This window comes from Mycobacterium sp. E2699 (assembly GCF_001666745.1).
GTDB lineage: Bacteria > Actinomycetota > Actinomycetes > Mycobacteriales > Mycobacteriaceae > Mycobacterium.
On sequence record NZ_LZJH01000147.1, the window covers coordinates 198,717 to 222,422 of the forward strand.

Here is a 23,706-nt window from a genome sequence, read left to right on the forward strand (position 1 = left end):
TCTGGCCGGGCCAGCGAAGCCGCCGTAGTTTGCTGAAAATCGTAATGAACCGACAGCCAGTAGAATATCGTTGTGTCAGTTGAGCCATCGCAAAGGGTAGGCGCCATGCACCGAGCGTTTCGTTATCTGTTCGTTATGGTAGCGATTGTCGGCATGGGCGCGTTGGGCAGCGCCGCCCGCGGCGTGGCCGCCGTCCCCCTGCCCCAGCCGGTGCCCGCCGTCGCGTCGGTGTCGCCCGCTGACGGAGCGGTGGTGGGCGTGGCGCACCCGGTCGTGGTCACCTTCACCGCGCCGGTGACCGACCGCGCCGCCGCCGAGCGGACCATCCACGTCACTTCTCCCAGCGATACGCCGGGACACTTCGAGTGGGTCGAGAACAACGTCGTCCAGTGGGTGCCGAACCACTACTGGCCCGCCCACACTCATGTCTCGGCCGGAGTGCAGGCCCTGACGACGGGCTTCGACACCGGTGACGAACTGCTCGGTGTCGCCAGCCTCTCCGGGCACACGTTCACCGTCAGCCGCAACGGCGAAGTGCTGCGCACGATGCCGGCGTCGATGGGCAAGCCCAGCCGCCCGACGCCGATCGGGAACTTCACCGCCCTGGAGAAGGACCGCACGGTGGTGATGGATTCGCGCACCATCGGCATACCGCTGAGTTCGCCCGAGGGATACAAGATCACGGCGCAGTACGCCGTCCGGGTCACCTGGAGCGGTGTGTATGTGCACTCGGCCCCGTGGTCGGTCGACTCACAGGGCCACGCCAACGTCAGCCATGGATGCATCAACCTGAGCCCCGACAACGCGGCGTGGTATTTCAATCAGGTCAACGTCGGCGACCCCATCCAGGTCGTGGCCTGACGCCTTCGGGCAAGCCCTAGCCGGGCAACCCGCTTTTGATCGCGGCGTCCTGCTTGCGCCCGACGTCGGTCGCGATGGCCGGATCGATCGGATCGTTGGGCGCGCTGTCGAATTCGATGTTGACCACGGCCTTGCCCTCGCTGAACAGCAACACGGTGACTGCTTGGGAGTTGTCGGGCGAATTACCGGAGATCATGAAGCCGTTGGAGCCGACATCGACGGGCTGCCACGTGCCGCTGACCTTGCCCGCATAGTTGGCCTTGGTGTTTTCGATTCCCGCCTTGGCCACCTCGGGATCGGCGACGATGAGGATGGTGTCGCCGATCCGGCGGCTGTTGTCGGGGTTGGCGAAAAGCTGTGCGACGCCCGCCGCGTTGTTCGGGTTCAGCACGGGCGGCTGCGGGGTCTTGAAGTCCCCGCCGATGTCACTGGCCTTGATCAGCAGCGAACTGTAATCGGTGGGCTGACCCTGCGACGGAGCCGTCACCGTGCCCGAACCGCTCGACGAAGTGGCAGCGCCCGAAGACGACGTCGTCGAGGAGGAGGGCGACGAGTTCTTCTGGTCATTGCCGCAGCCGGTGACCACGGCACCGACCGCGACGGTGGCGACCAGCCAGCCGCCGACGGTGATCCGAGCGAGATCCATGGCGTTCCTTCCGCGTCTATCCACAGTCCGCGGCGCCTGACGCTACTGCGAAATGCCGGCAGGAACAAGGCCTGCGCCGGTCAAACGGCCGGCCCAGGTTGGCGGCCTATGCTGGCCGGAGCAAGGGCGATCCGGGGAGGGAGACGACATGACGGCTGGGGTGGCGCGTGCCGTACGGTTCGACCGTTACGGGGGCCGTGACGTCTTGTACGTGGCGAATGTGGAGATGCCTTCGCCCGGCCCGGGTGAGGTGGTGGTCGAGGTACGCGCCGCCGGGATCAATCCCGGCGAGGCCGCCATCCGAACCGGGGCGCTGCACGAGATGTTCCCAGCCACCTTCCCGTCCGGGCAGGGCAGCGATCTCGCCGGGGTCGTGACAGCCGTCGGACCCGGAGTGACCCGGTTTTCCGTCGGCGACGAGGTGCTGGGGTTCAGCTTCCGCCGATCCAGCCACGCCACCCACACCGCCGTTCCGGTGGATCAGCTGATCCGCAGGCCAAGCCAAATGAGTTGGGAAACAGCAGGTTCGCTGTACGTGGTCGGCGTCACGGCGTACGCCGCCGTGCGCGCGGTCGACCCGCAACCGGGCGAGACGGTCGCCGTTTCGGCGGCCGCGGGCGGCGTCGGCAGCCTGGCCGTGCAACTGCTGACCCTGCGCAAGGCGCGGGTGCTGGGCATCGCGGGTCCCGGCAACTTCGACTGGCTGCGCGCCCACGGCGTCACCCCCGTCGCCTACGGCGACGGGCTGGCCGATCGCCTGCGGGAGGCCGCACCGAACGGAATCGACGCGTTCATCGACCTGTTCGGCCCCGAGTACGTCCAGCTCGCTGTGGATCTCGGCGTCGCGCCCGAGCGCATCGACACGATCATCGCGTTCCAGAAAGCCGGCGAGGTCGGCGCCAAGACCGAAGGCAGCGCCGACGCGTCGACAACCGAGGTGCTCGCCGAGATGGCCGACCTGATCGTCACCGGCGCCATCGAGTTCGAGGTCGCGGCCAGCTATCCGCTGGACCGGGTCGCCGACGCCTACGAAGAGCTCGAGAAGCGGCACACCCGCGGCAAAATCGTTCTGCTGCCCCAAGGTTCACAGTGAGGCAGCCGGTCCGACCACAGCGATCTCGATGACCTTGATGATGACGAACACGATGGCCAAGACCAGGTAGCCACGCAGCGTCAACAGTCCCGCCCGGCGGAGTGGCGACATCGTCGGACGCTCCAGACCGGCGAGGTTGGGGGTTTGCCAGTTCGCACGGTCCTCTCGGCGCAAGGCACGCTGCTCGGCCCTGGTGAGCGACCGGGCATCGTCGATCTCATCGACCTGCTCGGGATCCAGACCATCGCCGAAGCGCTGCACGATGGCTTCCGCCTCACGCCGATCGCTGGACCGCCGACCCGCGACGATGGCGGCCGCGCCGCCGACGATTCCGACCACCGCGCCGATTGCGAGGCCTGCCTCGATGGCGGCGGTTGGCAGATTCTTGAAGAACGTCGTCGCCGTCAACGCCAGCGACAACAGGACCAGAGACCACACGATGGTCCACGCGATGATGTTCTGGCGCACCGTGTTTATCCACGGCCCCAGCACTGCGCGGTCGTTGCAGAGCAAGACCAGAAACACCGTCGCCGAGGGCAGCAAGACACCGGCCAGCGCCTGCACGCCCTGGGTCACCAGGCCCAGCACGTGATCGGGGCTGAAGGCGACCGCAGCGGAAACCCCGAGCAGCAATGCGTATCCGCCGTAGAACAGCGGGGCCTCGGTGAGCTTCCAGTGCAGTGAGTGTCGCCTGCCCATCGCGTCACCGATGGCGTAAGTCGTGGAAAGCCCGATGGCGTTGGCCCCGATCAGCGACGCGTCCAGTAGGATGATCGCGAACAGCACCGCCACCGGCTTGCCCAGGTGGTCTCGCAGACTGGTCGCAACCGCACCCGCGTCGGTGAAGTTGCCGACGTCGGTGGTTCCCGCCAAACCGAAGGCGGTCACGGCCATCAGCGCAGTCGCGCCGGCCATGACCACGACGATTCCGATGACCAAATCGGCTCGGGCGTAAGGGATCCAGCGCGCCGTAATGCGCTTGTCCACGACGTTGGACTGCTGGAAGAACAATTGCCAGGGGGCCACCGTGGTGCCGACGATCGCAACGGTCAACAACAGCACGGTGGAGTTGAGCCCGCCCGGGAACTGCGGTACCAGTCCGCCGGCGGTTGCCTTCAGGGAGGGATGCACCATCAGCACCATCGGGACGATGAGCACGTTGACAGCGATCAGCAGGAACATCAGTCCTTCCCATCGCCGAAACGACCCCCCGGCCACGACGGCGAACAACAACACGGCAGCGGCGGGGATGGCGATGATCTTGGGGCAGCCCAAAAATCCGAGCGCCAGCGAGACGCCGATGAATTCGGTGACGATCGTCAGGGCGTTGAGGATCAGCAGATCACCGATGCTGAACGCGCCCCAGAACTTGCCGAACCGCTCGAAGATCAAGCGGGCGTGGCCCACCCGGCTGACCGCTCCCAATCGCAGCACCATTTCCTGGTTGACGTAGAGCACGGGGATCAGCAGCGCCAACGTCCACAACAGCCCCATCCCGTAGTTTTGGCCGGCCTGCGCATAGGTCGCGACGCCGCCGGCGTCGTTGTCGCCCACCATCACGATCAGCCCGGGGCCGGTGATGACCGCCAGGGTCCGCAGGCGGCGCCAACGCCCACTGAAAGCGTCGAAGCCGCCGGTGCCATCGCGCCGGATTCGGCCGAACGCGCCGACGATGTCGCCGGTGTGCGCCGAGTCCAATACCGCCTGGCCGGCGCCGTCGGAGCCTGGAGGCGGAGCCACTGCTCCGCCGCGACTGAATGCGGCGCGCAAGCCGCCACGATGCTGGGTCGGGGTCGAAGTCATAGGAGTCCGGCTCTCTCAAGTGGATTGGTGGGAGACCGCGATAGCCGGCCAGTCACCCGGCGACGGGCGCAGTGCCCGCCACCGGGCGGCCGGCGGGGCCGATCACCGACGGCCGTCCGCGCTGCCCGACGGGTGCCCGCCGAGCGACGCCGTGATTACCGCGATAGGCATCCGCGACACATACAGGTTGGCCCGCTCCTGGGGAGTCAGTGCGGTCCGCATGTGCAACTTGTTCGCAAGCAGCCGCGCCGAACGCAGCAACGCTTCTCTGCGTCCACCGGTGTGACCGGTGACACGCTGTGTAACAACAAAAACCATGATCTTCTCCTGTCGCAGGTCCGATCGGTTCGTGGCATGCGCGGCGACCCCGGAAAACCGCGTTGCGACGCGCGGGGTCAGACGGAAGCCCGAAAACTCAGGCGGCAGAAGGAATGCCGGAACCGGGTCGGGACAAGACGGATTTCGGATAGGGACTGTCGCCGGGACTCATCTCGCCCTCACCTCCTCACGGCCGGGACACACGCGGGTGTCGTCACATTCACCTGAACGGGAGAGGCTCGAATCACCGGCGGCAGAGCGCCGATGGCACCCCTCTCGTTCGGAGCTTTGGCACTGCACGGCGTATCCGGATTTAGCCGACGGTCGCGATCCGGAAGCCACTTGGGCTCAACCCTTGGGTCCGGGAAGAGCTGTCCTGACCCGGGGCGTCTCTCGACGTTCGGGGTCAGTGGCCTGTATCCGTGCAGACGCCTCACCTACCGAGGTGCTTGCCCGTCCATCTTGCCCGAGGCCCGCGAGCTCGTCAAACTCGTTTACGCAACCTTGACGTGGGTTTGCGTTAACCGGCGCCCACCGGGGCCGTCCTTCGTTCCATCGGTCGAGGCCTACCCTCGACGGCATGGCCAATACTTTGCAGGCGCCCAACGTCGCGACGCTCCTCGACCGGATGTACGCCGAAACGAAAGATCAGATGTCGCGGTTGCGCGAGATGCACGGTGATTTCGACCGCCCGATGAGCGCGCAAGAGCGCGCCGACGCCATGAGCGAGTTCTACATCCCGGTCACACCGGAAGCCGGCCGCCTGCTGTATGCCCTGGTGCGCGCGACCCGGCCGGCGACGATCGTCGAGTTCGGCATGTCCTTCGGAATCTCCGCGGTGCACCTGGCGTCGGCGGTGCGCGACAACGGCACCGGGCGGGTGGTGACCACCGAGCTCAGCGCCCCCAAGATCGCCGCGGCCAGGCGGACATTCGCCGAGACCGGTCTGGATGACGTGATCACCATCCTCGAGGGGGACGCGCTGATCACGCTGGCCGAGCTGGACGGGCCCGTTGATTTCGTGCTTCTCGACGGCTGGAAGGACCTCTACCTGCCGGTGATCGAACTGCTCGAACCGCGCCTGACGACGGGCGCGTTGGTCATCGCCGACAATGCCAGCGCCGAGGACACCCGACCCTATCTCGACCGGGTGCGCGACCCGGGCAACGGCTACGTGAGCTTCAACTTTGCCGTCCGGGAAAGCGACAGCATGGAAATCAGCTGCCGCACGGGCGATTAGGGTCAGCGCAGGGATTCCTCGAGCCACGGCGTCAGCCATTTCACGCCTTCTGGGGTGAGGTGGACGCCATCGCTGCGCACCTTGATGCCGTCGACCTTGGCGGTGTAGACGCCGTCGGGGCACAGCTTCTTGTTCAGGTCGAGGATCCGGACATTCGGGTGGTGGGCAACGGTCCTGCGCAGCATGGCGTTCCACAGGTTGACGCGGTCGGGTTGGTCCTCCGGATAAAGGCGGCCGTCCGGCTTTTCGCCGTCCCGGCTGTAGGGCACGGTGGCCACCACCACGCGAACGCCAGTGGCGCCCACGATGTTCAGTGCGCGTTCGAGTTCGCCGTTGAGGTAGGCGTCGAAGGTGGGGTCGCCGATGTGCGTCCACTGGCCCTCGTTGACGCGGTCGACCGTTTCCCACCGGCCGATGATCAACAGCGCGACGTCAGGCTGGTCCTGGCTCATCTGCGCCGACCATCGGATGGGCCAGCCGTCGCATTCCGGCCGCTGCTCGAGGGTTTGGCCGATGTACCGGTACGGGGTCCCGCGCACCAGGCTGCAGCCGATGACCGTGTGGTCCAGAAAGGCGAATCCCGGCGTGGGCGGCAGGTAGTGCATCCACGTCCACCCGATCGAATCACCGAACACCGAAACCGTGAAGGGCCGGCGCGGATCGCGCGGCGCGGGCCGGCTACCGGCGGGCGGTGAGGGCGAGACCGCGGCGACGGCCGACACCCCCGGTGGCAGGCCCGCCTCGCGCAGACCGGGCCCGGTTCCCACCGGAATGACCAACAGCGTCACCGCAGCGGCGCTGGCCACGGTGGCCGCCGCCAGCGGCAACAGGGGCACCCGCGCCGGCCGCCAGCGCCGGATCGGCTGCTCGACCAGCCACCACGACGCGGCGGCGACCGCCACGGTGGCAGCGCACCGGGCGGCGAACAGCGGCAACCCCGACCATCCGGTGCGTTCGCCGTTGAGCGCCAAGAAGATTGGCCAGTGCCACAGGTAGACGCCGTAGGAGATGGTGCCCAGCCACACCAGGGGGCGCAGGGCGAGGATGCGGGCAACAACGCCGCGCTGTTCCATCGCCACCGGCGCGACCACGAGGACCGAAGCGATCGCGACCCCGACCAACAGGCCGTGGCGAAACTCGCCGGCGCCGCCGGTCGCATAGTGGGTGGCCGCCGCCAGGCCGGCCAGGCCGAGCATCGGCAACAGACGGGCCACCCGCCTTGCCCACCGGGTGCGGATCAGGCACCAGCCGCGGTTCATCGATGGCCAATCCCGCACCAGCAGAGCCGCCGCCGCGGCGCCGATCAACAGCGCCTGCGCGCGGGTGTCGGTGCCGAAATAGATCCGGTCGCGGGTGGACTCGGAGGCGAGGACGACGGTGAGCACCGCGGACGCCAACGCCCCCACCGTCGCGATCACGAAGGTGGCGAACCGCACGCCGCCGACGGTGGCCCGTCGGAAGTAGCGCCTGGCCCGCGCGGCCAACAGCAGGGTGACCGCGATCAGCAGGACCGGCCAGACGAAGTAATACTGCTCCTCGACCCCGAGCGACCAGGTGTGTTGAAGCGGCGAGGGCGGGGCGCCCTGGGTGAAATAGTCCGTCTTCTGCGCGACGAACCGCCAATTCGCCACCCAGAGGAAGGCCGCGACCGCGTCGTCACGCAACCCGGTGAGCGACTGGCTGGGCAGCAGCTCGCGGGCCGCGCCCACGCTGAGCACCATCAACAGCAGCGCCGGCACCAGCCGGCGCGCGCGCCGGATCCAAAAGCCGGTCAGCTCAATGCGGCCCGTGCGCCGCAGCTCGTCCAACAACAGCGAGGTGATGAGGAAGCCGCTGAGGACGAAGAAGACGTCGACGCCGATGAACCCGCCGCCCACGCCGGGGATGCCGCCGTGCCCGACGAGCACCAGCGCGACCGCGATCGCGCGCAGGCCGTCCAGCGCCGGGATGCCGCTGCGGCGGTCCGGTTGATCCCAGATCGCGATCCGGCCGGCGCGGCGCACCGGGGCAACCCACCGGGGCCGGGAAGCAGAACGCGCCGGTGCGGGGTGCCTCCCGCCCGGCTCAATGTCCGTTGCTGATGCGCCCTGACCCGCTTGTCGCCCGGCGCCAAAGTTGATGCCGATACGTCGCTGCCCCTCCTCTTGATCGGAGCAAGCCTAATTGCGGCGCGGCCGGGACAGCCGGAAAGACACGCGCGGGGAGCCGGGTATCAGAGCGGAAATCGGTTCAGGACACCGTGGAAGCGTTCCCGCATCAGCGCGGTGCGCTCGGCGGGGGTGACGCGCGCGGTTTCCGGCGGTAACGCGCGCGCGAGGTCGGCGTGTTTGGCGAGCCGGGTCGCCAGTGTCGCCGGCCGACCCGCGAGCAGGTGGCGGTAGGTGAGGTTGCCGCGCTCGAATCCCTGGGTGTCGATCCAGTTGCGGAAACCCGGGTCCCGATGGGCCAGAATCAGTCTGACTTTGCCGTCGTTGTCGACCGATGCGCGGCTCGGGGTGTAGCTCACCGGCCGGTACAGGTAGTCCATGCTGGTGAAGTAGGCCCCCATGTTGGTGATCATCCACAAGCCCTCGTGGGCGTCGAACTCGACGATGAGGGCTTCGTCGGGCGCCAGCTCCCAGTACATGTTGGCGGCGGTTCGGCCGCGTTTGGCGTCCGCCTCGGATGCCGCCGGGGCGGGGAACCTGTTGGGGTGCTCGCCGTCGACGCCGCCGTGGGCGAACGGGAACTCGGGCCAGTCGCTCATCAGGCCGGTGACGAATTCACCCGCCCAGCGCATGGCCGCAACCATCGTGTCGGGAGTCGGCAGCGGCTTGGGCGAGTCCATGTCGACGCGCTCGATCCGCATCCGCGCGGGACGCTCGTCCCAGCGGTCGAAGCCCTGGCGGATGAACAGCTTGCGCGAACCGGCGGTGGTCGGCAGCCAGTTCGGCCCGCGCTCGGAACCACCGACGTACAGCTCGAACGTGCCGTCCGGCTCGACGCGGAGTTGGTCGCCGAACAGGTTCGCCTCCGGCACGTCACCGAACGGCTCGTGCAGGACGTGTGGACCGTCCGGACGCGAGCCTTGCACGGTGACGTTGAAAAACGGTGCGGTGCCGCGGGTTCCGCTGATGCGGTACGTCGATTCGCCGTCGATCCAGACCTGTTGGTAGGTGAAGTCGGCGCAGTCGCCCCCCAGCTTGCGGGTGGGACTGCAAAAGGCGTGCATCGCCGGGTAGCGGGTGTCGCGGGTTTCCAGGGCCAGATCAAAAGCCTGCCCCAGGTTCTGGGTGAGAAAGCGAAACGCGTCGGCACGCTGCAGGCCAGAGGTCGCGTTCAAGTCCTTGAACGCCTGACTGCCGGCGGTTTTCAATCGTTCGCAGAATTCGCTCCACGCGCGGTCGAGTGCCGCATCATCGGGCCCATCACCGAAAGCCACCGCGCCACGCCCTTTCTCAGCTGCTCCGCTGCCCAAGCCTGTCCAGCATCGCGCTGACCGTCGCGCACGCTCGCCCGGCCGCCGCCAGCCTGCCTTCCGCGTCGATTCGCGGCCCGAGCAATTCCAGGTCGAAACCGAACCGGTAGCCCCCGGCCAGCGTCTGAGCCACGAAGGTTTCGATCGGGATCGCGCCGTCGCCCGGTACGGCGCGGGCCGGCAGGGCCCGGTCTCCCAGCACGTAGTCGCTCAGCTGAATCAGTTCTGTCCGGGGCAGCGCCAGCCTCAGCAGTCCCGCGAGATCGGCCTCGGCCCAGCAGTGGAACAGGTCGATGCAGATGCCAAGCCCCGCCAGCTCGGCGAGGGTGATGGTGTCGCGCAGGCTGTGGGCGACGTGGATGTCGGCGTAGAGGCTGGACGCGTTCTCGATGGCCAGGGCGACGCCGGCCTGCCGCGCTTGTTGCACACACGGCTCGATCGCGCGGCAAAACCGCTCGGCCGCCCGCTCCCAGGTGAGGCCGTTGCGGCCGCCGGTGAGCATGTAGATGCACCGGGCGCCCACGGTCGCGGCGGCATCGATCAGCCGCGACAGGTCCGCCCCGTCGGCGAACAGGTGGTAGACCGCCTCGACCGCGTACTCTTCGGCTCGGATCAGGTGAACGAAGCCGGGGTCGAGGAGTTGCGTGTCGAGGATGCTGAGGTGTCGCAGGCCAAGGGTCGTCCAATTCTGGTGCAGTTCATCGGTATCCGCCCCGAGGAACGTCACGTTGTGGACCGATAGCGCACGCACGAGAATTTCAGTCCCGCTGTTCGATGCTGACCCCGAACCGCTTCCGGAAGGGCACGAATTCGGCGTGCAGGTCGTCGAGGTTTTCGCCGATGTCGGTCAGCAATCGGGTGGAGTAGCGGAACTTCCCGTAGCGGTCGCCGCGGTTGTGGGCCAGGTAATCCCGCATCGATGCCTCGGCCTCGCCGGTGAGGGCCCGCCCGCAGAAGGCGTAGTAGCGCCCGACGGTCGCGACCGGGTCCGCGATGAAGTCGGCGTAGGGGATGTGCAGGATGCGCGGGTCGTCGACCATAGGGTTGGTCATGGTGTTGGCGATGCTCGCCCGGGTCATCTCGAGATGCTTTTTCGCCTCGACCGCCAGATCGATGGGACCGACGATGCCGTCGAGGATGTCGGCCATCATCATGGTGCGCGACGCGGCCACCTGGACCGGGTCGCGATGCAGCCACAGCAGGTTCGCGTCGGGATAGGTATCGAAGAGCTCTCGGAGGCGAAAGCCGTGAAAACCCTTCAGAACCCAGTGCTTTCGCGGCCGGTGGTACTGGAACTGCTGCAGCATCGCCTTGTGCAGACGGTACTGTGCGACGGGGTCGGTCGGCAGACCGGCCACCAGCGTCTGCATCGGCACCCGCCACCACGCGGTCGGCGTCATCACCCGGAAATCGAAGGCCCAGGTGCGCTCGTCTTCGGGCAGGCCGTCACCGAGCATGTCGTTGTAGGGGTGGCTGAGCAGCCACCTGGGCATCTTCGCGTTGATCTCACGCCAGTCGGCATCGGCCCGGGCGCGACGGGCGTCGCCGGGCGGGGCAAGCCCGGGAGGCGGCGACGGGTACATCACCTCCCAGAACCGCAGCGCACGCGCGTGCGGGTCCACCGCCATCAGCGCGTGCATGAGCGTGGTACCGGAGCGCGGTTCTCCCGTCACGAACATCGGGTGGTCGATCACCTCGGCGGCGATCGGATAGCGGTTGCGGTCCTCGATGAACTCCAGCCGCGACGTCAGCAGCCGGTGGCACACGCTTTGCGCACGCTCAATGCCGTTGGCGTCCATCCCGATACCGTTCAGGTGGTCGACGGCCAGGCGGAACCGCTCCGGCAGCGTCGGGTCGCCGTAGTCGTCGAGTCCCGTCGCGGCCTGCGCGCAGGCAAGGATCGCGTTCGCGTCGAGACCGGCCGTCATGCTTGGCCTGCGCCCTGAGCACCACACAAGGCCAACAATTCGTCCTCCGTCTTACGCACGTTGGCCGCCGACGCGGCACCGAACTCGAGTCCGGCCATGGCGCCGTAGTCCAGGATCTTGGGCACCCGAAGCCCCGCATCCACGTACGACTTGATGGTTCGCGCGACCTGCCGGGGCGTGCCGTGCGGCACCACCGCCCGAATCGCGTCGGGGTCGACGCGCTCGAGAAAGTCCACGATCCGCTCGCGCGTCAACGTCGTCGGGTCGATGTCGTGAAACCCGCCCCAATCGTCCCCCATCGGGTGGTCAAAGCCGAAGCGGCGCAGGACTTCAGCCGATACCTGCAGCAAGAACGCGGCCACCAGTGGGGCGCGCACGATCTTCTCGATCGCGTCGTCGTCTTCGCCGATCAGGCACACCTGCACGTAGCACGGCGTGATCGCCATCGGGTCTCGCCCGGCCCGCTCGGCCGATTGCCGTACCGCGCCGAGCATCTCGGCGTAGTGGTCGGGGGTCCATGCCCCGGCCGGCCACCAACCGTCGGCGTAACGCCCGACGATGTCGAGCATCCGCGGCCCGCTGGCGCCGATCCAGATCGGGGGGAAGCGCCCCTGGTAGGGTTCGGTGTCCAACCGAGCATGGTTCAGCCGGTAGAACCGCCCCTCGAAATCCACCGGCCCGTCGCCGGCCCAGAGCAGCCGGATGACCTTCAGGGCCTCCTCGAAACGGCCGACGGGCCGGGCGAAGTCGAAACCGTAGGGCACGACGTTTTCGCTTTCACCGCTGCCGAGGCCCAGGATGAATCGCCCGCGGGAGAGATGGTCGATGGTCAGCGCGGTTTGGGCCAGCATCGCGGGGTGGCGGCGCACAGTGTCCACGACACTGGTGGCCAGCGGCACCCGTTCGGTCAGCACGGCCGCCGCGGCGGCGACCGCCATGCCGTCGAGGTGGCGATGCGGCGACGGCGACGACGTCGCCAGGTCGGTGAACTCCGGCGTCCACAGCGCGTCGGGCCAAAAGCTCACCATGTGATCGGGCAGCCAGATCGAGTGGTATCGACCGGTATCGAGCTCGGCCAGGCCCGACAGGTCCAGCGGGAGCGTGGTGCGCAGGAACGCGGCGGGCGAAACCTTCACCGCGCGATCCACTCCGAGGTCAGCGCGAAGTCCGACAGATACCTGGTCGAGCTCCACCCGCCGTCGACGACGATCGTCTGCCCGTTGATGAAACTGCCCCCCGGCGAGCACAGGAAGGCGACGGTGCCGGCGATGTCGTCGACGGTGCCCAACCGCTGATGCGGGGTCAGCTCAGTGTTGATCTTGCGGAAACGCTCATCCGCCAAACGCTTTTCGACCATCGGCGTCACCGTCACCCCGGGCGCGACGGCGTTGCAGCGGATGCCCGAGGCGCCGTACTGGCAGGCGATGTGGGTGGTCAGCGCGGTCAGCCCACCCTTGGCCGCGGAGTAGGCGCCGCCGCGCAGCCCGCCGACGACGGCGAACGTCGACGTGATGTTGATGATCGCCGATCCGGGCCGCATGTGCGGCAGGACCTCGCGCGCGAGCCGAAACGGCGCCCGCAGCATCAATCCCAGAAAGTAGTCCAGCGTTTCGTCGTCCGTTTCGTGCAGCGGTTTGGGATTGCCGACCCCGGCGTTGTTGATGAGGAAGTCGATGTGCCCCCAGCGCTCGACGGCGAGGTCGACGATCCGTCGCGGCGCGTCGTCGTCGGTCAGGTCGACGGCCAGCGTCGCCACCCGCTCGGGGTCGTCGATCGACTCTCGCAGCGCGGCCAGCCGGTCCTCGTCGCGGCCCGCGCCGAGGACGGCCATGCCCGCGTCGGCAAGTTTCCTTGCGCATCCCAGACCGATGCCGCTGCTTGCGCCGGTGACGATCGCGACCTGCATGTTATCCATCCCCTGGCTCGGCCTGTGTCGTCTGGCGGCGACCCGCTGCGCCCGGCTCCGCCGCGCTTGCGATCGCCGATTGTGTCGTCTGGCGGCGACCCGCTGCGCCCGGCTCCGCCGCGCTTGCGATCGCCGATTGTGTCAACGCCGCTCTGATCCGATGTTTGAGGATCTTGCCGGCGTCGTTCTTGGGCAACGCATCCCAGATGACCACCTGCTCCGGGGCCTTGAATTTCGCGACCCCCTTGCTGTTCAGCAGCGCGAGCAGGTCGGCGACATCGGGCCCCGGCTCACCGGCGGGCACGATCACCGCGCACGCCCGCTCTCCGGTCCGGTCGTCGGGCAGCCCGACCACCGCGATTTCGGCGATGGCGGGATGGTCGGCGAGCAGGTCCTCGACCTCCTTGGCCGAGATGTTCTCACCGTTGCGGATGATGACGTCCTTGGCCCGGCCCGTCACGACGAGGTATTGGTCGTCCACCCAGCGCCCGAGATCCCCCGTATGGAAGAACCCCTCCGGGTCGAAGCAATCCGCATCGTCTTCGGGGTGCCGGTAGCCCAGCAGCATCTGCGGGCCGCGCACGCAGACCTCTCCATCACCGGCCGGCGCGGCCGCATGCGCGACGAGCTTGATCTCGGCGATCCCGGCCCGGCCGTCGGTGTCGGCGGCGCGGTCGGCTTCGTGCGGTAGCGGGGCGCCGACGGTCGCGACGGGCACCTCAGTGCAGCCATACACGCGGGTGACGACCGCCCGGTCGAAATACCCGGCGGCGCGCCGGATCAGCGACGGCGACACCGAGGCTCCGCCGCAGACGAACACCTTCAGGTGGGGCAGGCGACTCCCCGAACGTTCGGCGGCGGACAGCAGCTGCTGCAAAAACGGTGTCGCCCCGGCCATGTGGGTGCACCGTTCGGTGTTCATCAGTGCCACCGCGGCCGAGGGATCCCACCGGTCCATCAGGATCGCGGTGGTGCCCAGCAACAGGGGGCATTCGAACGCGTATATCGACCCGCCGATGTGGGCGATGGGCGATGGAACCAGGAACGTGTCGCCCGGCTCGATGTTCCACTGGTCGCGGATCTGGCGGATCAGCGCATGTATCGAATTGTGGCTGTGCAGCACGCCTTTCGGGCGGCCGGTGGTGCCCGAGGTGTACAGGACCATCCGCACGGCGTCGGGATCCAGCGCCGGCAGCCTGGTGCGATCCGGTGGGCCCTCCAGCAGCGTCGGGTAGGGCGTGTGTGCGCCGTGTTCGCCGCGCACCAGCACCACTTCGGGGGCGCGGTCCAGCGTGGCGGTCACGCGTTCGAGCATCGCCGCGTAGTCATGGCCGCCGAACCGGTGCGGGATGAAGATCGCGGCGGTTTCGGCATCTTCGAGGATGAAGCGCAGGTCGTGGTCGCGCAGCGACGGCAGGATCGGGTTCACCACCATCCCCGCGAGCGTCGCCGCCAGATAGATGGCGGCGGCCTCGTGCCAGTTCGGCAGCATGAACGACACGACGCTGCCGGTTGGCATGCGCACCAGCAGGGCGTGGGCCAACGCGGTGGCCTGGGCGTCGAGCGCGGCGCAGTCCAGGCGGGTGTCCTTGTCCACCAACACCGTTCGCCCCGGGGAGGCCTGCGCGGCCGAGCGCAGCGCGTCGGCCAGCGTGGTGGTAACCCACAACCCGCGCCGGTACGCTTCCGCCGCGTGTGTCGTGTCCATCACTTCACCGCGCCTAGTCATTCACGCGGCGCATGGTCATCGCATACCGGAAGCTCGACGACAGGTGGGTGTTGATCGTCACCTGCGCGATCTCGCCATCGGAGGTCTTGTATGTGCGCCGCAGCTGCAGCGCGGCCGTGCCCGCCGCGACGCCGAGTCCGTCGGCCAGCTCGGCCGGAAGCAGCACCGCCGCGATCTCCTGGCGCAATTCGGCGATGCTCACGCCGAACAGGTCCTCGATCAACGGGAAAATCGGACCGGTGTGGCGCTGCAACAGTCTGCCGACGGCGGCGAAATCGCGGTTGATGAAGTACTCGGTCCGGCACAGCGGCACCTGCGCGCCGTCGGCCAGCCGGTAGCCGCGCACGGACAACCACTGCGTGCCGGCGGCCAGGCCGGTCCGGGCGGCGAGTTCGTCGTCGATCTCCACCATCGCGTTGGACTCGATGGTCAGCCGCGCGCCGGCCGCGAACGCGAGCAGGTCGTCTATCGACATCGTTTCCTGCGCATAGGAACTGGACGCGGGCCGGGGCACCACCCGGGTGCCCGCGCGGGGCCGCGACGCGACGAGGTTGTCCTCACGCAGCCGGCGCAGCGCCTCGCGTACGGTGTAGCGGCTGACCGCGAATCGCTCACACAATTGGTGTTCGGTCGGGAGCTGCGACCCCACCGGATAGACGCCGTCCACGATCTCCTTGCGCAGCGTGCGCGCGATCTGCAGATAGCGGTGTTCGCTCGAAATGGCCTGGGACATCAGCGGCCGCCCCGCGACCGGCGCAACGCCAGGACACTGCCGTCACCGTCGGCCGAGACGTAGAGCGTGCCGTCGGCCGTGGCGGCGACGCCGGCGAATGGGCCCTGCGGACCCGAAAACGGCGGCATGCCTTTCAGCGGCCTGGGCACCACGCCCGGCGGGGCACCGACCGGCAGCCCCGACGCGACCGTCTGCCGGACCTCGGTGTCCAGATCGAACGCGATCAACTCCTTGGCGCCGGCGTCGACGATGTAGAGCACCCCGTCGTGCACGCAAATACCCTGCGGGCGAACCAGGTCGGCGACGACGGTGCCGACGGCCTCGGGCCCGCTCACCCGCGCCACCCGTCCGGCGCCGGCTTCCGCCACCAGGCACACCCCGTCCGGGTCGACCGCGACACCGACCGGCTCACGCAGCCCGGTGGCCAGCACCTCGGTGCTTCCCGACCGCAACGACAGCACCCGTCCGGTGCCCAACTCGGTGACGAGCACGCCGCCGGGACCGACCGCGATCCCGTAGAGCTGGTCGAAACCGTCTGCCAGCACTTCGGTTTCGTTCGCCCCCGGCCGGTAGCGGCCGACCTGGCCGCCCGAGGTCGTGACGACGAACTCGCCGGGGCCGCTCGACGCCACGCCGCGCAGGAACCCGGGATAGCCCGGGCTGAACAACATCGCCACCGTATGCAGCGACCCGTCCGGCAGGACCGCATAGAAGTACGTGCCGTCGGCGACATAAAGCCGCCCGTCGTGCCCCACGCTCAGATCCAGCGGCCAGTTCAGGCCGCCGGGCAGCACCGTATGCGTCGCGCCGTCCGGCGATATCTCGGTGATCTCGCCGGTGAAGTGGGATACCAGCACCCGGTCGCCGGCGAACGTGCAGTTGTCCAGCCCCGGGCTCAGCTGCGCCAGCACCCGCCGTTCACCGCTGCGCGGGTCGATGCGCAGCACCTGCCCGCTCGCCACCTGGGTCGAGACGATGTTGCCCCGCGGGTCGAACTTGACCGAGTCGGGAACACCGAGATCCCTTGCGACGCAGTGTGGTTCGCCGCCATCGGGATCGACGCGCCAGATCGCGTTGGCGCCCATCACCGGGAAATACAGCAGCCCGTCCGGGCCCACCTCCATCGCGTTCGGTGAGGGCACGCCGTCCAGCACCACCCGTGGCGGCCCGCCGGTCATGTCGAGCTCGAGCAGGCGCCCGCCCTCGCGGCATTCGCCGATGAACAACCGGTCGCGATGAAACGTGATTCCGTTGGCGGACGGAAGGTCGTCGCGCAGCACCCGGGTGCGACCGGCGGTGTCGCGCACGCTGACCCGGCCGTCCATCACCTCGGTCGCGTACAGGTTCCCGCTCGCGTCGAACGCGACGTCGTCGGGCGCCACGATCTCGCCGCCTCTGGCGCTCACCGTTTCCAGTCGTCCGGTGCCGAGATCCAGCGCGCTGATCTGACTGCCGGTGACCTGCGCGATGTAGACGCGCCCGTCGGGGCCGGTGCGCAGGCCGTTGGCGCCGAACAGCCGGCTGGGCGCCGTGACCCTCTCGAGTCGCCAGCCGTCCGCGACGCCGCTCGACTGCGGTACCGCATACCGGGATGGCTGCGTCGCGATGGCCATATCCTGCCGAGGTCCTTCCGTCCGGCGTTTGAGCTGGACGCTATCAACTTGTCCTAGTCCAGACAATAGCTTCCGAACCACGTCGGATTGACCTTGACAGCCCGCTCCGCCGATGGGAATAGTGTTCTCCAAAGGACAGAACGCTGTATCTTGTCCGGACAAAGCGACGCGGCAGATTGCAGGTCATGGACGATCTTCTCGGGCGCCTCCCAGGGCTGGAAGGGCGCGTCGTCGTGGTTTCCGGCGCCGGCGGCGGCGGCATCGGCACCACCGTCACCGCCATGACCGCCCGCGCCGGGGCGACGGTGATCGCGGTGAGCCGGTCGAAGGAAAACCTGGACGAGCACGTCGCCCCGCTGGCGCAGCAGGGCTTGGCGGTGGTGCCCGTCGCGGCCGACGCGTCGACGGACGAGGGCATCGCCGCCGTCATCGACCAGGCGCGGCGCGCCGACGGCAACCTCTACGGCCTGGTGAACGTCGCGGGCGGCGCCGAGCCGTCGACGTGGATGCCGTCGACGCGGGTGACGCGCGGCGACTGGCGCAAGATCTTCGCCGACAACCTCGAGACGGCGTTCTTCATGAGCCAGGCCATCGCGGCCGAACTCGTCGCGCAGCAGCGCCCCGGGTCGATCGTGTCGATCTCGTCGATCAGCGGCATGAACACCGCACCGTTCCACATCGCCTACGGGACCGCCAAGGCCGCGATCGCGGCGATGACCCGCACGATGGCGCTCGAGCTGGCGATGTCCGGAATCAGGGTAAATGCCGTGGCGCCCGGCGTCACCGAGACCGCGGCCTCCCGCACCTACGTCGACGAGGACCCGGACCGGGATCGGCAGGCGATCGCGATGGGCCGGCGCGGCCGGCCCGAGGAGCAGGCCGGCGCAATCCTGTTCCTGCTCTCCGACCTGTCGAGCTACATCACCGGCCAGACGCTGCTCGTCGACGGTGGCCTGGATCTCAAGTGGAGCCACCTGGACGCCGACAACACCTCGTTGTTCCTCAAGGACGAATCCTTCCGCGCGGCCATCAGGAGGATGTGTTGACCGATCTGGCCAAGGACTCGAATCGCACCGGGGCCGAGGAACTTTCGAAGCCGATGACGATCGGCGTGGAGGCGTACATCAGCGAGGACTACGCCCGCGCCGAGCGCGACAGGCTGTGGCGAAAAGTCTGGCAGCAGGTGGGCCGCGTCGAAGAGCTGCCCGAGGTGGGCAGCTACCTGACCTACGACATCCTCGACGACTCGATCATCGTGGTGCGCACCGGTGAGAACGAATTTCGCGCGCACCACAACGTCTGCATGCACCGCGGCCGCCGGCTCATCGACACGCCGCAGGGCGCGAAGAACGCCTGCGGCCGCGCCCGCAAGTCGTTCGTGTGCGGGTTCCACGGCTGGACGTACGGGCTGGACGGGACGTGCACCCACATCCGCGAGCAACAGGACTGGCAGGGCGCGCTGACTCCCGAGAACACCCACCTGCGGCCGGTCAGGGTCGACACCTGGGGCGGCTGGTTGTGGATCAACATGGACCCCGATTGCGAGCCGCTGGCCGACTACCTGTTTCCCGCCGCCAAGATTCTCGACCCGTTCGGGTGTGAGAACATGCGCTGCAAGTGGCGCAAATGGCTGTCCTTCGAGTGCAACTGGAAGGTCGCGCTGGAGGCCTTCAACGAGACCTATCACGTCTACACAACCCATCCGGAGTTCAACAAATTCGGCGAATTCAAGGGCTGGGCCAAGGCGCAGGGCAAGCACAGCAACATCGGCTACGACGCGCCCGACGACATGGAGGCCACGAAGTCCAAGATCCGACTGGGCACGGGCGACCCGCGTATTTCGACCGCGGAGATGCAGATCTACACGATGGAGGAAACCAACACCTCCACCACCGAGACGCTGGTGAACGCCGCCAAGCGGTTGGTGGACGAACTGCCCGAGGGCACGCCGCCCGACAAGGTGCTCGAGCACTGGCTGTCCGCGGCGCGGCGTGACGACGAGGCCCGCGGCGTGATCTGGCCGACCATCCCGCCCGACATCCTCGGTCAGGCGGGTACGGCGTGGCAGATCTTCCCGAACTTCCAGATCGGTCAGGGCCTGACAGTTGCGCTGTGCTACGGCGCGCGTCCGCATCCCAGCTACGACCCGAACAAATGCATCTTCGAGGTGTCGGTATTCGAGTTGTACCCGAAAGGCCAAGAGCCGCAGACCGAATGGGAGTACACCCCGGTGGGCGACCCGCGCTGGCTGTCGGTCCTCCCCCAGGACTTCTCCAACATGGCCGCCGTGCAGCAGGGCATGAAATCGCTGGGCTTCCCTGGCACCAAACCCAACCCTTACCGCGAACGCAGCACCGTCAATCTCCATTACCAGCTGTCGAAGTACATGGGTACCGGTGAGCCGAAAGAGATCCGATGACGCACTTCGACAACTGTGGGCCGACCGACGTCCCGCAAGACATCGACATCGACGCGCTTCGCGAGAAGTACCTGCACGAGCGCGACAGACGGTTGCGCCCCGAAGGGTCCAAGCAGTATTTGGAACTCACGGGCGATTTCGCCGAGTTCGCCGAGGTCGATCCCCATACGCCGGTGACGCCGCGCACGCCGATCAGCGAGGACGTCGAGGTAGCGGTCCTCGGTGGTGGCATCGCCGGCCTGCTGGCGGGCGCCTACCTGAAGAAGTCCGGCGTCGACGACGTGCACATCATCGAGATGGGCGGTGACGTCGGCGGCGTCTGGTACTGGAACCGCTTCCCCGGTATCCAGTGCGACAACGACGCCTACTGCTACATCCCGATGCTCGAAGAGCTCGACTTCATGCCGAGCAAGAAGTTCGCCGACGGGGCGGAGATCTACGAGCATTGCCGCCGCATCGCCAAACATTTCGGGCTGTACGACGGCGCGATCTTCTCTACCCAGGTGCGCACGGTGCGCTGGGACGACTCGATCAACCGCTGGCGGCTACGGACGAATCGCGGCGACGACATCCGCGCCCGCTTCGTGGTGATGACGCAGGGCTCGTACAACCGGCCGAAGTTGCCCGGCATCCCCGGCATCCAGGACTACTTGGACGCCGGAGGCCACGTTTTCCACTCGGCGCGTTGGGACTACGACTACACCGGCGGCGACGCCAACGGCCGCCTGGACAAGCTGCACGACAAGCGGGTGGCGCTGGTCGGCACCGGGGCGACGGGTGTTCAGCTGGTTCCCCACCTGGGTCGGGATGCCCAGCACCTCTACGTGTTCCAGCGGACACCGTCGTCGGTGGACGAGCGCGGAAACGAGCCGACGAACCCGGACTGGGTGGCATCGCTGCAGCCCGGGTGGCAGGCGGAGCGCAAGCGCAATTTCCATCGGTGGTCGCCGTTCGAGGGCGTGGTGTTCGATGCGGCGGACCAGGTTTGCGACTTCTGGACCGAGTTGGGGCGCAACATGACTGCGCGCATTGCCGCGAGTGACGACCCCGCGTCGCTGGGCATCGAGCAGATCATGGCGATGCGCGAGGAGGAAGACTACAAGATCATGGAGCGGCTGCGGCGCCGGATCGCCGACATCGTCGAGGACCCCGACACCGCCGAGGCGCTCAAGCCGTACTACCGGTTCCTGTGCAAGCGGCCGTGCTCGAGTGACGAATACCTGCCGACCTTCAACAATCCCAATGTCACGTTGGTCGACGTGTCGGGGTCAAAGGGGGTGGAGCGGCTCACGGAGAACGGCATAGTCGCGGGCGGCATCGAGTACGAGGTCGATTGCGTGGTCTTCGCGAGCGGCTTCGAGATCTCCACCGAGATCAGCCGCCGGTACGCGATCGAAGCGATCGAGGGCCGCGACGGTGTTTCGCTCTTCGATCACTGGCGCGAAAGCTACAAGACGCTGCACGGCATGACCACTCGCGGCTTCCCCAACCAGTTCCACACCGGTTTCCTGCAGGGCGGCGTTTCGGCCAACACCACCGCGATGTTCGAGCAGCAGGCCGAACACATCGCCTACATCATCTCCGAAGCCATCAAGCGCGGCGCCACGACCGTCGAACCGAGTCAGGAGGGTCAGGACGACTGGGTTGCCACGATCCGCGAACTCGCCATCGACAACTCGGCGTTCGAAGTGAGCTGCACGCCGGGCTATTACAACAACGAGGGCGGCGGAGGCGGAGAGGGCATCCGCTCGTTCCTCGGGGAGCCCTACTCGCCCGGTTTCTACGCGTTCGACGACCTGCTGAGGGAATGGCGCGCCAAGGGCGATCTGAACGGCCTGGTGCTCGGAACTTAGATGGCAGAGCTGAGATTCGACGGGCGCGTCGCCGTCATCACCGGGGCCGGCCGAGGCCTCGGCCGCTGCTACGCCCTGTTGCTGGCGTCACGGGGCGCCAAGGTCGTCGTCAACGATCACGGCGGCGGCCTCACGGGTGACGGCGCCGACAACGGTCCGGCCCGCGATGTCGTGCGCGAGATCGTCGCCGCCGGTGGTCAGGCCGTCGCCTGCACCGACTCGGTGGCCACCGCCGCCGGCGGCAAGGCCATCATCGACGCGGCGCTCGACAGCTACGGACGCGTCGACGTCCTCATCCACAACGCCGGCAACGTCCGCCGCGGCTCGCTGAAGGAGATGAGCTACCAGGACTTCGACGCGGTGCTCGATGTTCACCTGCGCGGCGCGTTCCACGTTGTGCGGCCCGCGTTCCCGGTGATGTGCGACGCGGGGTACGGGCGCATCGTGCTGACTTCCTCGATCGGCGGCCTGTACGGAAACCAGGACGTCGCCAACTACGCCGCCGCCAAGGCCGGCGTGATCGGACTGTCCAATGTCGCGGCCCTCGAAGGCGCGGCCGACGGCGTGCGGTGCAACGTGATCGTGCCGGCAGCGGTGACGAGAATGGCCGCCGGCATCGACACCTCGGCCTACCCCCCGATGGGTCCGGAACTCGTTGCGCCCGTGGTGGGTTGGCTCGCCCACGAAAGCTGTTCGGTGACCGGGGAGGTGTTCATCGCGTTGGCGGGGCGGGTGGCGCGGGCGGTCATCGCGGAAAGCCCCGGGGTGCACCGGCCGGCCTGGACGGTCGAGGAGGTCGGCGAACACCTCGACGCGATCCGAAACATCGAGGCCCCGCTGGTGTTTCCGGTGGTTCCCGACGGTCACCACCAGCACATCCGCTACAGCTTCGACCTCGCACACCGGTCCAGCGATCGGGGCGTGCTTCGTGGCTAGCCGGACGGGCCCGCTGGCCGGCGTGCGGGTCGTCGACCTCACCGCGATGGTGATGGGACCGTACTGCACGCAGATCATGGCCGACATGGGCGCCGACGTGATCAAAGTCGAACCGCCCCAAGGCGATAACACCCGCTACATCTCGGTCGGCCCCGCGCCGGGCATGAGCGGGGTGTTCGTCAACGTCAACCGCGGCAAGCGCAGCGTCGTCCTGGACCTGCACACCCACGCCGGAACGGACGCGCTGCGGGCGCTTGCCGAGACCGCGGACGTGTTCATCCACTCGATGCGCGCCAAGGCGATCGCCAAGCTCGGCTTCGCCTACGACGACGTCGCCGCGATCAACCCCGCGATCGTCTACACCAACTGCTACGGGTACGGGCGCCGCGGACCCGAACGGGACCGGCCCGCCTACGACGACACGATTCAGGCCGAGTGCGGCCTGCCCGCGGTGCAACAGCAACTGACCGGCGAGGCCGACTACGTCGGAACCATCATGGCCGACAAGGTCGCCGGGTTGACGGCGCTGTACGCGACGACCATGGCGTTGTACCACCGCGAACGCACCGGCGAGGGTCAGGAGGTCGAGGTCGCCATGTTCGAGACCATGGCCTCGTTCATGCTCGTCGAACACGCCAACGGCGCAATGTTCGACCCGCCCCTGGGGCCGGCGGTCTATCCGCGCACGGTGGCGCCCAACCGTCGCCCATACCGCACCAGTGACGGCTACATCGCCGCGTTGATCTACAACGACAAGCACTGGAACGCGTTCGTCGACGCCGTGCGCCCGCCGTGGGCCAGCGACCTCTATTCGACGCTGGAACAGCGCGCCCACCAGATCGACACCATCTACGGATTGGTCGCCGAGACCATGAAGCAGCGCTCGACGAGTAAGTGGCTGGAGCTGTTCGGAGAACTCGAAATACCGGCCGCACCACTGAACACGCCGGGCGCGCTGTTCGACGACCCACATCTGAACGCCGTCGGCATGTTCCAGACCGTGGACACTCCGCACGGGCCGGTGCGCTTTCCGGGCGTGCCAACGTGGTTCTCCCGGACACCCGGTCGCGTCGCGGGCCCGGCGCCGGAACTCGGCGCCGACACCGCACAAGTGCTCGAGGAGCTCGGCGCGAGCGTGGTGCCTCCAGCTCGCGATGGAAAGGAAATTTGA

The 23,706-nt window shown here is 67.9% G+C and carries 19 protein-coding genes, 1 pseudogene and 1 riboswitch; of the genes and pseudogenes, 8 read left to right on the forward strand and 12 right to left on the reverse strand.

Features of this window, described 5'->3' with window-relative positions; genetic code table 11:
* The first annotated feature begins 105 nt into the window (after positions 1-105).
* Complete coding sequence (locus A5696_RS26205; RefSeq protein ID WP_067884061.1) at positions 106-861, forward strand: L,D-transpeptidase family protein; 756 nt, start codon at positions 106-108, stop codon at positions 859-861.
* Between the two features lie 16 nt (positions 862-877).
* Here the strand turns inward: A5696_RS26205 and A5696_RS26210 are convergent, their stop codons facing one another.
* Entirely contained in the window at positions 878-1,507 is a 630-nt protein-coding gene (locus A5696_RS26210) for a hypothetical protein (RefSeq protein ID WP_067884063.1), read from the reverse strand.
* 148 nt (positions 1,508-1,655) lie between these two features.
* Here A5696_RS26210 and A5696_RS26215 point away from each other — a divergent pair, with 148 nt between their 5' ends.
* On the forward strand, positions 1,656-2,600 hold the full coding sequence (locus A5696_RS26215) for an NADP-dependent oxidoreductase (protein WP_067884066.1): 945 nt from the start codon (positions 1,656-1,658) through the stop codon (positions 2,598-2,600).
* On the opposite strand, the gene A5696_RS26220 is transcribed toward A5696_RS26215, so the two are convergent.
* Complete coding sequence (locus A5696_RS26220) at positions 2,592-4,403, reverse strand: NRAMP family divalent metal transporter (RefSeq protein WP_067884067.1); 1,812 nt, start codon at positions 4,401-4,403, stop codon at positions 2,592-2,594. The two genes, A5696_RS26215 and A5696_RS26220, sit on opposite strands and share 9 nt — an antisense overlap.
* 102 nt (positions 4,404-4,505) lie before the next feature.
* Positions 4,506-4,721 carry a hypothetical protein gene (locus A5696_RS27870; RefSeq protein WP_156738596.1) on the reverse strand — a complete coding sequence of 72 codons (216 nt, stop codon included), beginning with the start codon at positions 4,719-4,721 and terminating at the stop codon, positions 4,506-4,508.
* Between the two features lie 264 nt (positions 4,722-4,985).
* A riboswitch (M-box (ykoK) riboswitch) is annotated at positions 4,986-5,173 on the reverse strand.
* Between the two features lie 128 nt (positions 5,174-5,301).
* Here A5696_RS27870 and A5696_RS26225 point away from each other — a divergent pair.
* Positions 5,302-5,961, forward strand: a complete 660-nt coding sequence (locus A5696_RS26225; RefSeq protein ID WP_067884069.1) for an O-methyltransferase — start codon at positions 5,302-5,304, stop codon at positions 5,959-5,961.
* Positions 5,962-5,963: 2 nt separating this feature from the next.
* On the opposite strand, the gene A5696_RS26230 is transcribed toward A5696_RS26225, so the two are convergent.
* The 9 genes and pseudogenes from A5696_RS26230 to A5696_RS26270 form a co-directional block, all read right to left on the reverse strand.
* Complete coding sequence (locus A5696_RS26230) at positions 5,964-7,964, reverse strand: acyltransferase family protein (protein WP_067884071.1); 2,001 nt, start codon at positions 7,962-7,964, stop codon at positions 5,964-5,966.
* A 209-nt stretch (positions 7,965-8,173) separates the two neighbouring features.
* Positions 8,174-9,382: a DUF1214 domain-containing protein gene (locus tag A5696_RS26235; RefSeq protein WP_067884079.1), complete on the reverse strand. Its 1,209-nt coding sequence runs from the start codon at positions 9,380-9,382 to the stop codon at positions 8,174-8,176.
* A 16-nt stretch (positions 9,383-9,398) separates the two neighbouring features.
* Positions 9,399-10,169 carry a TIM barrel protein gene (locus tag A5696_RS26240; protein ID WP_082969140.1) on the reverse strand — a complete coding sequence of 257 codons (771 nt, stop codon included), beginning with the start codon at positions 10,167-10,169 and terminating at the stop codon, positions 9,399-9,401.
* A gap of 7 nt (positions 10,170-10,176) precedes the next feature.
* Positions 10,177-11,346 (reverse strand): sulfotransferase, encoded by a 1,170-nt coding sequence (locus A5696_RS26245; RefSeq protein ID WP_067884083.1) that lies wholly within the window; start codon positions 11,344-11,346, stop codon positions 10,177-10,179.
* On the reverse strand, positions 11,343-12,482 hold the full coding sequence (locus tag A5696_RS26250) for an LLM class flavin-dependent oxidoreductase (RefSeq protein ID WP_067884255.1): 1,140 nt from the start codon (positions 12,480-12,482) through the stop codon (positions 11,343-11,345). Before A5696_RS26250 ends, A5696_RS26245 begins: the two co-directional genes overlap by 4 nt.
* Positions 12,479-13,261 (reverse strand): SDR family NAD(P)-dependent oxidoreductase, encoded by a 783-nt coding sequence (locus A5696_RS26255; protein WP_082969141.1) that lies wholly within the window; start codon positions 13,259-13,261, stop codon positions 12,479-12,481. Before A5696_RS26255 ends, A5696_RS26250 begins: the two co-directional genes overlap by 4 nt.
* 127 nt (positions 13,262-13,388) lie before the next feature.
* Positions 13,389-14,960 (reverse strand): annotated as a pseudogene (locus tag A5696_RS26260) (AMP-binding protein); the annotation flags it as partial.
* A 13-nt stretch (positions 14,961-14,973) separates the two neighbouring features.
* Positions 14,974-15,714 (reverse strand): GntR family transcriptional regulator, encoded by a 741-nt coding sequence (locus tag A5696_RS26265; RefSeq protein WP_067884086.1) that lies wholly within the window; start codon positions 15,712-15,714, stop codon positions 14,974-14,976.
* Positions 15,714-17,327, reverse strand: a complete 1,614-nt coding sequence (locus A5696_RS26270) for an SMP-30/gluconolactonase/LRE family protein (protein WP_067884088.1) — start codon at positions 17,325-17,327, stop codon at positions 15,714-15,716. The genes A5696_RS26265 and A5696_RS26270 overlap by 1 nt, the downstream gene beginning before the upstream one ends.
* 185 nt (positions 17,328-17,512) lie before the next feature.
* Here A5696_RS26270 and A5696_RS26275 point away from each other — a divergent pair, with 185 nt between their 5' ends.
* Genes A5696_RS26275 through A5696_RS26295 form a run of 5 tightly spaced genes read left to right on the forward strand, consistent with a single transcriptional unit; the run spans position 17,513 to position 23,706 of the window.
* Complete coding sequence (locus tag A5696_RS26275) at positions 17,513-18,373, forward strand: SDR family NAD(P)-dependent oxidoreductase (RefSeq protein WP_067884090.1); 861 nt, start codon at positions 17,513-17,515, stop codon at positions 18,371-18,373.
* The gene (locus tag A5696_RS26280; protein ID WP_067884257.1) at positions 18,370-19,746 is read left to right on the forward strand and encodes an SRPBCC family protein; all 1,377 of its coding nucleotides are present in this window, start codon (positions 18,370-18,372) and stop codon (positions 19,744-19,746) included. The genes A5696_RS26275 and A5696_RS26280 overlap by 4 nt, the downstream gene beginning before the upstream one ends.
* Positions 19,743-21,599 (forward strand): NAD(P)/FAD-dependent oxidoreductase, encoded by a 1,857-nt coding sequence (locus tag A5696_RS26285; protein ID WP_067884092.1) that lies wholly within the window; start codon positions 19,743-19,745, stop codon positions 21,597-21,599. The genes A5696_RS26280 and A5696_RS26285 overlap by 4 nt, the downstream gene beginning before the upstream one ends.
* Complete coding sequence (locus A5696_RS26290) at positions 21,600-22,535, forward strand: SDR family NAD(P)-dependent oxidoreductase (protein ID WP_067884094.1); 936 nt, start codon at positions 21,600-21,602, stop codon at positions 22,533-22,535.
* Between the two features lie 13 nt (positions 22,536-22,548).
* Complete coding sequence (locus A5696_RS26295; protein ID WP_067884260.1) at positions 22,549-23,706, forward strand: CaiB/BaiF CoA-transferase family protein; 1,158 nt, start codon at positions 22,549-22,551, stop codon at positions 23,704-23,706.

Bases quoted from the DNA above. Each gene is read 5' to 3' on its own strand.
- A5696_RS26205 (WP_067884061.1), top strand. From the start codon at position 106: ATGCACCGAGCGTTTCGTTATCTGTTCGTTATGGTAGCGATTGTCGGC.
- A5696_RS26210 (WP_067884063.1), bottom strand. From the start codon at position 1,507: ATGGATCTCGCTCGGATCACCGTCGGCGGCTGGCTGGTCGCCACCGTC.
- A5696_RS26215 (WP_067884066.1), top strand. From the start codon at position 1,656: ATGACGGCTGGGGTGGCGCGTGCCGTACGGTTCGACCGTTACGGGGGC.
- A5696_RS26220 (WP_067884067.1), bottom strand. From the start codon at position 4,403: ATGACTTCGACCCCGACCCAGCATCGTGGCGGCTTGCGCGCCGCATTC.
- A5696_RS27870 (WP_156738596.1), bottom strand. From the start codon at position 4,721: ATGGTTTTTGTTGTTACACAGCGTGTCACCGGTCACACCGGTGGACGC.
- A5696_RS26225 (WP_067884069.1), top strand. From the start codon at position 5,302: ATGGCCAATACTTTGCAGGCGCCCAACGTCGCGACGCTCCTCGACCGG.
- A5696_RS26245 (WP_067884083.1), bottom strand. From the start codon at position 11,346: ATGACGGCCGGTCTCGACGCGAACGCGATCCTTGCCTGCGCGCAGGCC.
- A5696_RS26255 (WP_082969141.1), bottom strand. From the start codon at position 13,261: ATGGATAACATGCAGGTCGCGATCGTCACCGGCGCAAGCAGCGGCATC.
- A5696_RS26265 (WP_067884086.1), bottom strand. From the start codon at position 15,714: ATGTCCCAGGCCATTTCGAGCGAACACCGCTATCTGCAGATCGCGCGC.
- A5696_RS26270 (WP_067884088.1), bottom strand. From the start codon at position 17,327: ATGGCCATCGCGACGCAGCCATCCCGGTATGCGGTACCGCAGTCGAGC.
- A5696_RS26275 (WP_067884090.1), top strand. From the start codon at position 17,513: ATGGACGATCTTCTCGGGCGCCTCCCAGGGCTGGAAGGGCGCGTCGTC.
- A5696_RS26285 (WP_067884092.1), top strand. From the start codon at position 19,743: ATGACGCACTTCGACAACTGTGGGCCGACCGACGTCCCGCAAGACATC.
- A5696_RS26290 (WP_067884094.1), top strand. From the start codon at position 21,600: ATGGCAGAGCTGAGATTCGACGGGCGCGTCGCCGTCATCACCGGGGCC.